The sequence below is a fragment of the Alloalcanivorax sp. C16-2 genome, assembly GCF_046507615.1.
In the GTDB taxonomy this organism is placed as follows: domain Bacteria; phylum Pseudomonadota; class Gammaproteobacteria; order Pseudomonadales; family Alcanivoracaceae; genus Alloalcanivorax; species Alloalcanivorax marinus_A.
The window spans coordinates 23,285-36,120 of record NZ_JBKFTL010000001.1 but is presented as its reverse complement, the minus strand read 5'-3'; the positions used below and the strand labels follow the sequence as shown (position 1 = coordinate 36,120).

The following is a 12,836-nucleotide window of genomic DNA, read 5'->3' as shown; positions in this document are numbered from 1 at the left end:
ACTTCAGTCGCGATGCTCCCCGTCCATGCGGTCACCCCTCCTGTGTTAGGCTTGCCGCTCCCGTAATCCGCCGGAGCCTCCGTGCGCCACGCCGATTCCTCCCTGACCCGTCAAATCTGGCAGCAAACCTGGCCCATGACCCTGGGCGCCCTGTCGCTGCTGGGCTTCAATCTGGTCGACAGCGTCTTCGTGGCGCGCCTGGGCACCGAGCCCCTGGCCGCCCAGTCGTTCACCTTCCCCCTGGTGTTTCTCACCATCGGCGTGCAGGTGGGCATGGGCATCGCCATCGCCGCCCTGATCTCCCGGGCCATCGGCGCCGGCGAGGAACACCGGGCCGGGCGCCTGGGGGTGCTGGTGCTCACCGGCGGCGGCGCCGTCATGGCGGTATTGCTGTTCCTGTTGTGGGCATTGCAGGACCCGGCCTTCGCCCTGCTCGGCGCCAGCGAGCGCATCCGCGAGGTGATCCGGCCGTTTTGGAACATTCAGGTGTGCGCCTCCTGGGCCAGCGCCATGATGTATTTCGGCTACAGCCTGTTCCGTGCCCACGGCAATACCCGCTTCCCGGGGACCATGATGATGGTCACCAGCCTGCTGAACCTGGTCCTCGACCCATTGCTGATCTTCGGCCTCGGGCCGGTGCCGGCCCTGGGCCTGGAGGGCGCCGCCTGGGCGTCGCTGGCGGCGTTCGTCAGCGGCGGCCTGGTCACCGCTTTCTTCCTGCGCGGGCGCGGCTGGCTGGAGCTCGACCAGGTGCTGGCGGAAGTGCGCGTTTCCGCCGGCCCGTTCGCCCACATCGCCGGGCCCGCCATGGTCAGCCAGCTGATGCCGCCCCTGGCGGCCATGCTCGCCACCGGCCTGGTGGCGCGGCTGGGGGAATCGGCGGTGGCCGCCTGGGGCCTGACCAGCCGCCTGGAAAGCTTCTCCATCGTGCTGGTGCTGGGCATGACCATGGCGCTGCCGCCCTGGCTGGGCCGCTGCTACGGCGCCGGCCGCTGGGAAGAAGTGGAGCGGGTGATGGCCGCCGCCGCGCGCATGGTGGTGATCTGGCAGGTGCTGCTGGGGTTGTTGGTGGCGCTGTGCGCCGCGCCCCTGGCGGCGTTGCTGGTGGACAGCCCGGCGGTGCGTGAACCCCTCACCCAGCTGATCCGCTTCCTGCCGCCCAGCTACGGGCTGCTCGGCGTGTGCATGCTGGTGGTATCGGCCAGTAACGCCCTGGGCTGGCCCATGCGCGCCATGCTGATTTCCTTCCTGCGCCTGTTCGCCTGCTACTTGCCGTTGCTATGGCTGGGCGCCTGGCTGGGCGGGCTCACCGGGCTGGCCATCGGCGCCGGCGCCGGCAACCTGCTCGCCGGCGTCATGGCCTGGACCTTCTACAAGAAAGGCCTGCGCCGCCACCTTGATGCTCTGTAGACCCCCCGTAGGATCGGCCGGGCGGCGTACCGCTTTAGCCGCGATTCGGCGTTTGAGCATCACCCCACCGCCGGATCGCGGCTGAAGCCGCTCCTACAGGGAGTCCCAGCGGTTGAATGGGGGGGCTGTTCCTTGGCACCCGGCGTGGCGGCGGTGCTGAAAAACGGCGATGGGCCGGTGGTGATGTTCCGCAGCGACATGGATGGCCTGCCTCTGAAAGAAGAGACCGATCTGGATTACGCCAGCCGCAAGCAGGTGACCCTGGATGACGGCAGCAAGGTGCACGTGACCCACGCCTGCGGCCACGATGCCCACGTTTTTCCGGCCTGGCCCTCGGACACCGTGGTGGTGCGCACCGGTCGCCGCATGGCCGGCAGCGATCAGCTGGACGTCACCCGGCGCGGGCCCTCTGGAGAGGAACAGCGGTCAGGCGCTGCGCAGGTGGTGGGCGTGGTAGCGCAGGTGATCGTCGATGAAGCTGGCGATGAAGAAGTAGGAGTGGTCGTAGCCCGGGCACATGCGCAGGGTCAGCGGAATGCCGGCGTCCTTGCAGGCGGCTTCCAGGGCTTGTGGGCGTAGCTGCCCGTCCTGGTAGAAGTTGTCCGCGTCGCCCTGGTCCACCTTGATCTCGTCCACCCGGGCGCCGGCGGCGATCAGCTCGCAGGCGTCCCATTGCTTCCAGCTTTCCCGGTCGTCGCCCAGATAACCGCCGAATGCTTTCTCGCCCCAGGGGCACCGGGTGGGGTTGGCGATCGGCGCGAACGCGGACACCGAGGTGTAGCGGTCCGGGTTCTTGAGCGCGCAGACCAGGGCGCCGTGGCCGCCCATGGAGTGTCCGCTGATCGCCTCGCGGCCGTTGAGTGGGAAGTGCGCGTGCACCAGCGCCGGCAATTCCTCGGTAACGTAGTCGTACATCCGGTAGTGCTTGTTCCAGGGCGCCTGTTCGGCGTTCAGGTAGAAGCCGGCCCCGGAGCCGAAATCGTAGCTGTCATGCTCGCCGGGCAGGTCGGTGCCGCGCGGGCTGGTGTCCGGGCACACGAACGCCAGCCCCAGCTCCGCCGCCACCCGCTGGGCGCCGGCCTTCTGGGTGAAGTTCTCATCGGTGCAGGTGAGCCCGGACAGCCACCACAGCAGCGGCACATCATGCTCCTCCGCCGCCGGCGGCAGGAAGATGGCGAACACCATCTCGCAGCCCAGCACCTTGCTGTGGTGCTTGTAGCGTTTCAGCCAGCCGCCGAAGCTCTTGTTGGCGGAAACCAGTTCCAGTTCATTGGAGGTCGTCATCGGTGACTCCCTGGGTCATATTCGAAAGATACGGAGCAACCGGCCTCAGTACAGAATCACGGAGCGGATGCTCTTGCCTTCGTGCATCAGATCGAACGCCTTGTTGATGTCATCCAGCGGCATGGTGTGGGTGACGAACTCGTCGATCTTGATCTCGCCCTTCATGTAGCGGTCCACGTAGCCGGGCAGCTCGGTGCGGCCCTTCACGCCGCCGAAGGCGGAGCCTTTCCAGACCCGGCCGGTGACCAGCTGGAACGGGCGGGTGGAGATTTCCTCGCCGGCGCCGGCCACGCCGATGATGATCGATTCGCCCCAGCCCTTGTGGCAGCACTCCAGGGCGGAGCGCATCACGTTGACGTTGCCGATGCACTCGAAGGAGTAATCCACGCCGCCGTCGGTGAGCTCGACGATCACCTCCTGGATGGAGTTGCTGTATTTGGTCGGGTTGATGAAGTCGGTGGCGCCGAATTGCCGCGCCATCTTCTCCTTGTCGTCGTTGATGTCGATGGCGATGATGCGCTCCGCCTTGGCCATCACCGCACCCTGGATCACCGACAGGCCGATGCCGCCCATGCCGAACACCGCCACCGTTGAACCGGGCTCCACCTTGGCGGTGTTGAGCACCGCGCCGATGCCGGTGGTGACGCCGCAGCCGAGCAGGCAGATCTTGTCCAGCGGCGCTTCCTTGCTGACCTTGGCCAGGGACACTTCCGACACCACGGTGTACTCGGAGAACGTGCTGGTGCCCATGTAGTGGTTGATTTCCTTGCCGTTCAGGGAGAAACGGCGGGTGCCGTCGGGCATCAGGCCCTGGCCCTGGGTGGCGCGCACCGCGGAGCACAGGTTGGTCTTGCCGGACAGGCAGAACTTGCACTTGCCGCATTCGGCGGTGTACAGCGGGATCACATGGTCGCCGGGTTTCACGCTGGTAACGCCCTCGCCCACTTCCTCGACGATGCCGGCGCCCTCATGGCCGAACACGGAAGGGAACAGCCCTTCCGGGTCCTTGCCGGACAAGGTGTAGGCGTCGGTGTGGCAGACGCCGGTGGCGACGATCCGGACCAGCACTTCGCCGGCCTTGGGGCCGGCCACGTCGATTTCCTCGATGACCAGCGGTTTGCCTGCTTCCCAGGCCACGGCGGCTCTTGATTTCATGGTGTTCTCCGTTTGTGTCCATATCGCGTTGGTGCCCATGGTAGAGCAGCGCCGGGGCTCGGATTAAGGCATCATGGCGCAATAGATTATTGCTCAGGAGCAACAATGCAGCATTGGGACCGGATCGAGGCCTTTGTCGAGGTGGTGCGGCACGAATCCTTCGCCGGCGCGGCCCGTGCCCTGGGCGTTTCCAGTTCCCATGTCAGTCGGTTGGTGGCGCGGCTGGAAAAGGAACTGGGCACCCAGCTTCTCTATCGCACCACCCGGCGGCTGGGCCTCACCGATGCCGGCGCCGTCTATTATGAGCACTGCGCCCAGCTGTTCGACGGCTTCCAGGAAGCGCTCACCGCCATCAGCGACTATCAGCAGCAGCCCAAGGGCGTGCTCAAGCTGACCTGCGCCACCACCTTCGGCGAGAAATTCATCGCTCCGGTGGTCAACGATTTCCTGGTCGCCCACCCACAGCTGTCGGTGCGCATGGACTTCACCAACCGGCGGGTGGACATCATCGACGAGGGCTTCGACGTGGCGATTCGCACCGGCGCCCTGCCCGATTCCACGCTGATCGCCCGCAAGCTGTGCGAGCGTCGCGAGTACGTGGTCGGCTCGGCGGCCTATTTCGACCGGCATCCACGCCCGCACACCCTGGGGGAGCTGGGCGGCCACAACTGTCTGCTCGGTTCCATGGACCACTGGGCCTTCGACGTGGACGGCCAGCACCGTACCTGGCGGGTGCAGGGCAACTGGCGGGCCAATTCCGGCCTGGCGCTGCTGGACGCGGCCCGCAAGGGGCTGGGCCTGGTGCAACTGCCGGATTACTACGTGCGCGACGGGCTCGACGATGGCTCGCTGATTTCGGTGCTGGACCAGTACGCCTGTGGCCACACCGCCGTGTGGGTGGTCTATCCGCGCCACCGGCATCTGTCGCCGAAGGTGCGGCAGTTCGTGGATTTTCTGGTGGAGGCCATGGCGGGTCGCGACTGAAGCGGTACGCCGCCCGGTCGCTCCTACAACGAGCCATGGGCACCGTAGGAGCGACTTCAGTCGCGATCAACCTTGAAACCCACTCCATTCGCCGTCAGGTACACCCCGTTGACGGATTAACCCGAACGGCAAAGGAGCGAACATGGCTAAGGCAAGCATTCCGTCCCTGGGGCTGGGCACCTTCCGGCTCAAGGGCGAGCAATTGATGGGCAGCATCCACAAGGCTCTGGATTTGGGCTACCGCCACATCGATACCGCTCAGATGTACGACAACGAGGAGACCGTCGGCGCCGCCCTGGACGCCCATGACGTACCCCGCGACGAAGTGTTCCTGACCACCAAGATCTGGCACGACCGGTTGCGCCACGACGACCTGCTGAAAAGCCTGCAGGAAAGCGTCAACCGGCTGCGCACCGACAGTGTGGATCTGGCGTTGATTCACTGGCCCAGCCCCGGCGACGAAGTGCCCATGGAGGAATACATCGGCGCCTTGGCGGAGGCCAAACAACGCGGCCTGGCCAAGCATGTGGGCGTGTCCAACTTTACCGTCGCCCAGCTTGAGAAAGCACGCGGTCTGCCCGGCGGCGAGCACCTGGTCACCAACCAGGTGGAGGTGCATCCGTTCCTCACCAACCGCAGGGTGGTGGAGGCGGTGAAGGGCGCCGGCCTCACCGTCACCGCCTACATGCCCCTGGCGGTGGGCAAGGTGATGGAAGACGAGACCCTCGGGAAGCTGGCGGATAAGTACCACGCCACGCCGGCTCAGTTGGTGTTGGCCTGGCTGCACCAGCAGGACATCGTGGTGATCCCGTCCTCCACCAAGGAAGCCCACCTGAAAGCCAATCTGGAGGCCTTGGATCTGAGCATCGAGGAAGACGACGTGGCGATCATCGAAAGTCTGGATCGGGGCGAGCGCATCGCCGACCCGGATTTCGCCCCGGACTGGGATCGCTAAGCCGCCCCGGCTTGTACGGCGCCCGCCACCGTGGTACCTGTTTTGTGAACGGGTTCCGGTTTTTGGAGGTGGCGGGTGGTTTGTTCCGGGCAGGTGGATCGGCAAGAGGCCGGTCTGTCCCACGACGTATTTCGCGCTGAGCGCTTTCCCCGAGCGGACCGCTTCCCGGTCTGGCGGGAGAGCGTGCGCCCCTTGTTCGATTCCGTGCCCGCCGCCACCGGGAAATTTCACGCCTGGGTGGAAAGCTACGACCTGCGCGAGGTGTTCATCGCCTGGTGCGGTTTTTCGCCCCTGGCGTTTCAACGCCCCGCCGGCCGTGAATACCCGGACGGGGGTGATCACTGGCTGGTGCAGTTCTATCAGCGGGGCGGCTATGCGGGGCACAACGGTGATCGCCCGATGCGCGTGGGCGCCGGCGACATCAGCCTGCTGGATCTGGGCCGCTCCCTGGATACCCGGGCCCCCTCATCGCGGGTGTTGTCGGTGGTGATTCCCCGGGACGTGCTTGCCGAGCTGGCGCCCGGGGTCCGCCTTCGCCACGGTCGGGTACTGGCCGCGAACCGGCCTTTGACGACCATTCTGAGCCACCACCTGCTCTCCGTCTGGCAAACCCTTCCGACCCTGTCCGTCGCCGATCTGGAAAGCGTCAATCGCACCCTGGTGGGAGCGGTGGCCGGAGCCTTCGCCGACCCGGGCGGTGGCGGGCCGGTGTCGCCGTCGGCGGGCGAGGAACCCCTTCTCGAGGGCGTCGGGCTGGACGCCATGCTCGCCTATATCCGCGCCCACCTGGATGAAGACCTGTCGCCCGCCAGGCTTTGTCATCGGTTCGGCTGTTCCAGGAGCCGGTTGTATCGCCTGTTCCAGCCGGTGGGCGGGGTGGCCGCCTATGTGCGTGAGCAGCGCCTGGAGCGTTGCTTCCGGGATCTGCGGCGTGCCGCCGTCAATGGCGAGCGGGTGGTGGACGTGGCCCTGCGCTGGGGCTTCGATAGTCAGAGCCATTTCTGCCGGCTGTTCCGCCGTGCCTTCGCCATGACCCCCAGCGACGTTATCGAGCAAGCCCGGGCCGCCGACGTCTCACCGGCGTCCACGCCGGGCGGGCCGGCCTTTCAGCATTGGCTGCGTCAGCTTTGATCGCTCCGGGGACACGGAGACAAGAAATGGGGGACGGACGGGCAAGCCGGCTCACCGTGTGCACTGCAAAATGATGCCTGATCGCCGCGCCGTAAACTCGGGTTGTGGGCTGGAAGCAGGCGATCAGCGGCGCCGGAACCTCAAACCCGCCGCCGACGTCAGCCGGGGGGAGGGTCTGGCGGCGGGGTTCCGGTGAGCCGTTTCCGGTATCAGCCCTCGAAGGCGGGATCGTCGACGATCATGCCCAGGCTCAGAGCGCCGGGGCCGATGTTCACCGCGCCGGTAAGGCCCATGGTGCTCAGCAGCAGGGCCACGTCATGCTCCCGGGCCGTCGCGGCCAGCTTGTCGAAGCCCGGCATTTGACGAATGCGGCTTTCATCGCCGGCGTAGCTCACGCAGATCACCGGCGCCGCCAGGCCGCGCTCGATGCAGCGCGCCCCGTGACGGAAGATCGCCTCCACGCCGGCGTCAAAGCCACGCAGCTTGGCCACCGGGAAGGTCTCGTCCTGACGCGCGCACAGCACCGGTTTGATATCCAGGGCATTGCCCAGAATCGCGCCGGCCCAACTGACGCTCTTGTCGCCCCGCTTCTTGGCGCGTTTGTGCAGGTAGTAGATATCCGGCACCACCGCGTAGCCGGTGGCCTGGCTGGCCAGCACTTCCACGGTCTGGCGGATCTCGGTGATCTTCATGCCGGACTGGATCAGTCGCGCGGTGGCCGCGGCCAGGGCACCCTGGCCGGCGAACAGGGTCTGGCTGTCGGTGACGCGCAGCGCGAAGGGGCCCTCCACGCCGGCGTTCTTGCGAATCGGTTTGTACTCGCGAAGGATGGCGTGGGACGCCTCGGTGGCGTTGTCGAAGATCGGGCTGCGGCTTTTCGGTACCGTCTGCACCAGAGCGTAGTCGAAATCCACCACCACTTTTTCCAGGAACAGGGTCTTGATCTGTTCCATGGTGAACGGCACGGAGACCGCGTCGTGGGCCTTGTCCGCCGCCTCGGTGGCATAGAACTGGCGGGTGCGTTCGGGATCGCGCTGGTCAACGATTTCCTGATCGCCCAGTTTGATGGCCACCGGCAGAATCAGAATGCCGTGCTCATCGATAAAGGACTTGGGCAGATCACAACCGGAATCCACCACCAGACCGATTCTCATGATTAAGGTCCCCCAACGGTCGAGCGCCGTTTTAATTCATTTGAGTCTAGCGAAAAAAGGGTGACCTGCAACATTGTCGCCATATTGTCGCGAAATTCGCTAACGGAATTTCGTGGCGTGGCTTATCGCGCCCGGCTCCGGACAGCCACCGACCGGGCTACCCTGGGGCCGATGGAAAGCACGATAAGCAGGCGTAGAAACTGCGAAGCGAGAATCAGCGGCAGAATCACGTCCGCTTCCCGGGCAATGATGATGATGGTTTCAATGCCGCCGGGGCTGAGTGCCAGATAGGCGGTCAGCGGATCGATGGTCGGCACCAGCCGGGCCAGCAGGAACGCGATCACGCCACACAGGGTAATCACCGCCGCTGACGCGGACAGCATGATCGGCAGCAGCGTCAGGCAGTGCTTGATGGCGCCGCGATTGAAGGTCAGACCCACATACCAGCCGGTCATGGTGAAGGCGGGGATGAACACGAACGGCGGCACCTCGATCGTCAGCAGGCCACTGCCCTGCAGCAGCGTGCCGCCGAAGGCGGGAACCAGAAGCGCCAGGGTGCCGTTGCCAGTGAGCTTGCTGATGGCGAAGCCGAACAGCGCCAGCGCCAGCCCGGCGAGGATCGGCAGGTAGCTGCCGTGGAACGACCAGGCCAGTGGCAGGGCGGCGCCGGCGGCATGGCCGCTTCCGTGGTTTTTTTCCAGCAGCGTGGCCATGGCGATGGACGCGACGGACACCAGCACGATCCGTGAGTACTGCATCATCGCCACCACGCGGGGATCGGAATGATGGGTGTCGGCAAGCAATACCATGGCCGAGGCCGCGCCGGGAAACAGACCCCAGATGGCGGTGGTGTCGGGCAGCCAGCGACGCCGCGCGATGACGATGCTGAATGCCACGATGGCCGCCATGGCGATCAGGTTCACCGAGATCAGCAGCAGCCAGTGCTCCAGGAACACCGCCAGCAAGGAGGGGGTGATGAAGCCGGCGATCAGGCAACCCATCACGCTTTGCGCGCCCAGCGTGAAGTTGCGGTGCAAGCGCAGGCCGCTGCCGCTCAAGGCAATGATCACGCCGGCCACCATCGGCCCGAGCATGAACGCCGCCGGCAGATGCCATCGTCGCATCAGAGCGGCGGCGGCTCCGGAAAGAAGAATCAGGAGCAGCCAGAAGGAAAGCGTGCGAAAGCCGGTTTTTTTCATTGTTCGGTTCCGGTGGCGGCGTGGCCGTTTTTAATCATGATTGAAAGGCGCGTCCGGGTCGCGTTCGCCGGGTGGGCCCGGTGGTTGCAGTCGATCGCAATTGGCCGGCGGTGTTTCGCCTGCCCGCCGCGCCTCGACGAACCGGAAGGCGTCGTCCAGAGCGCCGTGCAGGGCACCGTCGTGGCCCAGGCCCGGGTAGAGCCGCCAGATGATCCGGTTGCCGGCGGCGCACAGTGCCGCCGCCACGGCATACTGCCGCTCGGGCGTGATGGTGCGATCCGCCTGGCCGGTGCCGATCAGCACGGGGAAGGGGAGGCGCGCCTGGGGCATATCGGTGGTCGGTACCCGCAGGGCGGCCAACTCCCGAGCAGGGATGGTGAGCAGCTCCTCGGAGGAGGCCACACCCAGTTCCCGTGCCTTGCGCGCGATGTCGGCGGTGCACCCGGCGCGGGCCACCCGCAGCAGCGCCAGGCCCTTGGGCGTGAGGATTTTCTCCAGGGACGGGCCATCCGGGCGCAACCCGCCGGTGGCGAACGCCAGGAACATGGTCATGGAGCGGCGTGGCGGCAGCGCCACCGGGCCGTCCGGAAAGGTGCTGTTGGGCCCCGTGATCACGGCGCCGAGAATATTCAGCTCCGGTGCCTGTCGCTGGCTCAGGATCGCCGCGCCGAGGGCCGCGCCGCCGCCCTGGGACTGGCCGGCCAGGACCACCCGGTTGCCAAGGCGGCGTGGTTCCAGAGCCAGGGCGGCGCGCACCGAATCGAGCACCGATTGCCCTTCCGCCCGCCACACCGAATAGGGGTGGGGCCCGGGGCCGCCGAGGCCCTGATAGTCGGTGGCGACCACCACGAAGCCCCGTTCCAGCCAGCGGTTGATGTAGGCGGCGTCGCGGCCCTTGAACCCGGCCCAGGAGGGCGCGCAAACATCGGCGATGCCCAGGGTGCCATGGGCCCAGGCCAGTATCGGCCAGCCGTCCGCCGGTGCCGGAGCGGAGGGCAGAAAGAGGGTGGCGCTCACCGGTACTGGGCCGGAATCCCAGCGCTGATCCGGTGCACTGTAGAGCAGCCGGCGAACATGGGCGGCGGCTGGAATATCGGCCTGGGGCTCAACCTCCTCGGCGCGCAGCACGGTGCCGGGCGCCGCCGGCACGTCGCCGTCCCAGCGATAAAACGGAGACAGATCCATGTCGCCGGCGGAGGGGCCGGAGGGTAGTTCGCCGGCCTTCAGCGGGCCGGATGACATCGCGATGAGCCCGGCCAGGCACAGCAGAGTGATCAGGAGTGGGGCCCGGGAGGTTGTTATTGGAATGGTCATGGGCAATCAACATGAAAACGGCAGTGAATGAATCGATGGAAGATATACCACTGATTCCATTGAAGAAATCTGTACTAAATCGATCAACATAACCGTTTTTTCGATGCATCAGGCGCATCAATGGTTGATTAATATTGTAAACATTTACACATTTTTTGTGCGTGTATATGCTCCAGCCTTTCGTTGTCCCTTCGACGGATTCTGGAGCAGCCATGGCGCCGAAAACCCTCTACGACAAACACATCGATTCGCACACCATCCGCAAGCTGGATGAGCACGGCCACGTGCTGCTCTACATCGACCGGCAGGTGGCGAACGAATACACCAGCCCGCAGGCGTTCAGCGGCCTTCGCGAGGCGGGTCGAAAGGTGCGTCGGCCATCCGCCACCCTGGGCGTGGTGGACCATGTGAACCCCACGGCGCCACATCGTACCGCCGAGGTGGCCGACACCGGCGGCGCCCGCCAGGTGTCATACTTCGGTCGCAACTGCGAGGACTTCGGCATCGAGTTGTTCGATATTCTGGACGGTCGCCAGGGCATCGAGCATGTGGTGGCGCCGGAGCAGGGCTTCATCCTGCCGGGCATGGTGGTGGCCGCCGGCGACAGCCACACTACCACTTACGGTGCCCTGGGTGCGTTCGGCTTCGGCATCGGCACCTCGGAGATTGAGCATGTGCTGGCTACTCAGACGTTAGCCTACAAGAAGCTCAAGGCCATGCGGGTGGTCGTCAATGGGCCCCTGGCGCCGGGCGTGACCTCCAAGGACGTGATCATGGCGTTGATCGGGCGCATAGGCGCGTCCGGCGCCTCCGGCTACGCCATCGAATTCAGCGGCTCCGCCATCGATGACCTGTCCGTGGAGGCGCGCATGACGATCTGCAACATGGCCGTGGAGGCCGGCGCCAGAGGGGCGTTCATGGCGCCGGATGAAAAGGTGTACGCCTATCTCGCCGACAAGCCCCGCGCGCCCAAGGGCGAGATGTGGGAGCGGGCGGTGGCGCGCTGGCGGACGCTGTACAGCGATCCGGGGGCCCGCTTCGACCGGGAGGTGACCCTGGAGGCCGGCGAGCTGGCGCCCATGGTGACCTGGGGCACCAGCCCGGACCAGGTGGTGAGCATCGAGGGTCGCGTTCCGGACCCCGCCGGGGAGCCGGACCCGTTGCGGCGCATGGATATGCAGCGGGCGCTGCGTTACATGGACCTGGCGCCGGGCACCCGCCTGGATGCCCTGCCCATCACCCATGCCTTTATCGGCTCCTGCACCAACTCCCGTATCGAGGACCTGCGCGCCGCCGCCGGGGTGCTGCGTGGCCGCAAGGTGGCGCCGGGGGTGCGCGCGATGATCGTGCCCGGCTCCACGCCGGTGAAGCGCCAGGCGGAAGAGGAAGGGCTGGCCCGGCAATTCATCGACGCCGGTTTTGAATGGCGGCAATCCGGTTGCTCCATGTGCCTGGCCATGAACGACGACGTGCTCGCCCCCGGTGACCGCTGCGCGTCGAGCACCAACCGTAATTTCGAGGGGCGTCAGGGCGCCGGCGCCCGCACCCACCTGATGAGCCCGGCCATGGTGGTGGAAGCCGCCATCGCTGGCCGGCTCGCCGATGTCAGAACCGCGCACGCCGCGAACCCGGAGGCCTGATGGAACCTTTCACTCGAGAACAGGGCGTGGCCGCGCCGCTGCTCTCCGCCAATATCGACACCGACGTAATCATGCCCAAGCAGTTCCTCAAGGGCATCGACCGGGCCGGCCTCGACCGGGGCGTATTTCACGATCTGCGATTTCTGCCCGAAGGCGGCCCGAATCCGGAATTCGTGCTTAATCGGGCGCCCTGGCGGGACGCCAGGTTCCTGGTCGTGGGGCCCAATTTCGGCTGCGGTTCCAGCCGCGAACACGCGGTCTGGGGCTTGCGGCAGCTCGGCATACGAGCGCTGATCGGCAGCAGCTTCGCCGGCATTTTCTTCGATAACTGCCAGCGTAACGGCGTGCTGCTGATCGAACTGGACCAGGAGCGGGTGGGGGAGATTGGCGAGTGGGTGTCCGAGGCCGGTAGCGCGACCCTGGAGATCGACCTGCCGGCGCAGACCATCACCCTGGCCAACGGCGTGGTGGTGGCGTTCGACATCGACGGGCTGCGCAAGGACGCGCTGATCTCGGGCCTGGACGCCATCGACCGCACGCTCACCATGAGTGACCGGATCGAGCGGTTCGAGGCCCGGCATTTCGCCGACCAGCCCTGGCTGGCCTGACG

The 12,836-nt window shown here is 66.1% G+C and carries 11 protein-coding genes; 6 read left to right on the top strand and 5 right to left on the bottom strand.

The features are described from left to right. Positions 1 to 135 precede the first annotated feature (135 nt). A complete protein-coding gene (locus ACLD02_RS00155; RefSeq protein ID WP_410298619.1) occupies positions 136 to 1,410 on the top strand; it encodes an MATE family efflux transporter in 1,275 nt (424 codons plus the stop codon). A gap of 426 nt (positions 1,411 to 1,836) precedes the next feature. Here ACLD02_RS00155 and fghA read toward each other — a convergent pair whose 3' ends face one another. Next, on the bottom strand, positions 1,837 to 2,694 hold the full coding sequence (fghA, locus tag ACLD02_RS00150) for an S-formylglutathione hydrolase (RefSeq protein ID WP_274380708.1): 858 nt from the start codon (positions 2,692 to 2,694) through the stop codon (positions 1,837 to 1,839). Positions 2,695 to 2,739: 45 nt separating this feature from the next. Beyond that, positions 2,740 to 3,849 carry an S-(hydroxymethyl)glutathione dehydrogenase/class III alcohol dehydrogenase gene (locus tag ACLD02_RS00145; protein WP_410297643.1) on the bottom strand — a complete coding sequence of 370 codons (1,110 nt, stop codon included), beginning with the start codon at positions 3,847 to 3,849 and terminating at the stop codon, positions 2,740 to 2,742. A gap of 105 nt (positions 3,850 to 3,954) precedes the next feature. Between ACLD02_RS00145 and ACLD02_RS00140 the strand changes: the two genes are divergently transcribed. The 3 genes from ACLD02_RS00140 (at position 3,955) to ACLD02_RS00130 (ending at position 6,919) form a co-directional block, all read left to right on the top strand. Then, entirely contained in the window at positions 3,955 to 4,833 is an 879-nt protein-coding gene (locus tag ACLD02_RS00140; RefSeq protein WP_410297642.1) for a LysR substrate-binding domain-containing protein, read from the top strand. A gap of 142 nt (positions 4,834 to 4,975) precedes the next feature. Next, positions 4,976 to 5,788, top strand: coding sequence for a 2,5-didehydrogluconate reductase DkgB (gene dkgB, locus ACLD02_RS00135; RefSeq protein WP_410297641.1), 813 nt, complete (start codon positions 4,976 to 4,978; stop codon positions 5,786 to 5,788). Between the two features lie 192 nt (positions 5,789 to 5,980). After that, entirely contained in the window at positions 5,981 to 6,919 is a 939-nt protein-coding gene (locus tag ACLD02_RS00130) for a helix-turn-helix domain-containing protein (RefSeq protein WP_410297640.1), read from the top strand. A 209-nt stretch (positions 6,920 to 7,128) separates the two neighbouring features. On the opposite strand, the gene ACLD02_RS00125 is transcribed toward ACLD02_RS00130, so the two are convergent. The 3 genes from ACLD02_RS00125 to ACLD02_RS00115 all read right to left on the bottom strand — a co-directional run bounded on the left by ACLD02_RS00125 (position 7,129) and on the right by ACLD02_RS00115 (position 10,586). Then, positions 7,129 to 8,073, bottom strand: coding sequence for a DegV family protein (locus ACLD02_RS00125; RefSeq protein ID WP_203105537.1), 945 nt, complete (start codon positions 8,071 to 8,073; stop codon positions 7,129 to 7,131). 122 nt (positions 8,074 to 8,195) lie between these two features. Then, complete coding sequence (locus ACLD02_RS00120) at positions 8,196 to 9,272, bottom strand: AbrB family transcriptional regulator (RefSeq protein WP_410297639.1); 1,077 nt, start codon at positions 9,270 to 9,272, stop codon at positions 8,196 to 8,198. 30 nt (positions 9,273 to 9,302) lie between these two features. Further along, the gene (locus ACLD02_RS00115; RefSeq protein ID WP_410297638.1) at positions 9,303 to 10,586 is read right to left on the bottom strand and encodes a lipase family protein; all 1,284 of its coding nucleotides are present in this window, start codon (positions 10,584 to 10,586) and stop codon (positions 9,303 to 9,305) included. 212 nt (positions 10,587 to 10,798) lie between these two features. Here ACLD02_RS00115 and leuC point away from each other — a divergent pair, with 212 nt between their 5' ends. Further along, complete coding sequence (leuC, locus tag ACLD02_RS00110) at positions 10,799 to 12,226, top strand: 3-isopropylmalate dehydratase large subunit (protein ID WP_410297637.1); 1,428 nt, start codon at positions 10,799 to 10,801, stop codon at positions 12,224 to 12,226. Further along, positions 12,226 to 12,834 carry a 3-isopropylmalate dehydratase small subunit gene (gene leuD, locus ACLD02_RS00105; RefSeq protein ID WP_410297636.1) on the top strand — a complete coding sequence of 203 codons (609 nt, stop codon included), beginning with the start codon at positions 12,226 to 12,228 and terminating at the stop codon, positions 12,832 to 12,834. Before leuC ends, leuD begins: the two co-directional genes overlap by 1 nt. The last annotated feature ends 2 nt before the right edge of the window (positions 12,835 to 12,836 follow it).

Excerpts from the sequence above, each read along its gene's own strand:
- ACLD02_RS00155 (WP_410298619.1), top strand. The coding sequence starts at position 136 with ATGACCCTGGGCGCCCTGTCGCTGCTGGGCTTCAATCTGGTCGACAGC.
- fghA (WP_274380708.1), bottom strand. The coding sequence starts at position 2,694 with ATGACGACCTCCAATGAACTGGAACTGGTTTCCGCCAACAAGAGCTTC.
- ACLD02_RS00145 (WP_410297643.1), bottom strand. The coding sequence starts at position 3,849 with ATGAAATCAAGAGCCGCCGTGGCCTGGGAAGCAGGCAAACCGCTGGTC.
- ACLD02_RS00140 (WP_410297642.1), top strand. The coding sequence starts at position 3,955 with ATGCAGCATTGGGACCGGATCGAGGCCTTTGTCGAGGTGGTGCGGCAC.
- dkgB (WP_410297641.1), top strand. The coding sequence starts at position 4,976 with ATGGCTAAGGCAAGCATTCCGTCCCTGGGGCTGGGCACCTTCCGGCTC.
- ACLD02_RS00125 (WP_203105537.1), bottom strand. The coding sequence starts at position 8,073 with ATGAGAATCGGTCTGGTGGTGGATTCCGGTTGTGATCTGCCCAAGTCC.
- ACLD02_RS00120 (WP_410297639.1), bottom strand. The coding sequence starts at position 9,272 with ATGAAAAAAACCGGCTTTCGCACGCTTTCCTTCTGGCTGCTCCTGATT.
- ACLD02_RS00115 (WP_410297638.1), bottom strand. The coding sequence starts at position 10,586 with ATGACCATTCCAATAACAACCTCCCGGGCCCCACTCCTGATCACTCTG.
- leuC (WP_410297637.1), top strand. The coding sequence starts at position 10,799 with ATGGCGCCGAAAACCCTCTACGACAAACACATCGATTCGCACACCATC.
- leuD (WP_410297636.1), top strand. The coding sequence starts at position 12,226 with ATGGAACCTTTCACTCGAGAACAGGGCGTGGCCGCGCCGCTGCTCTCC.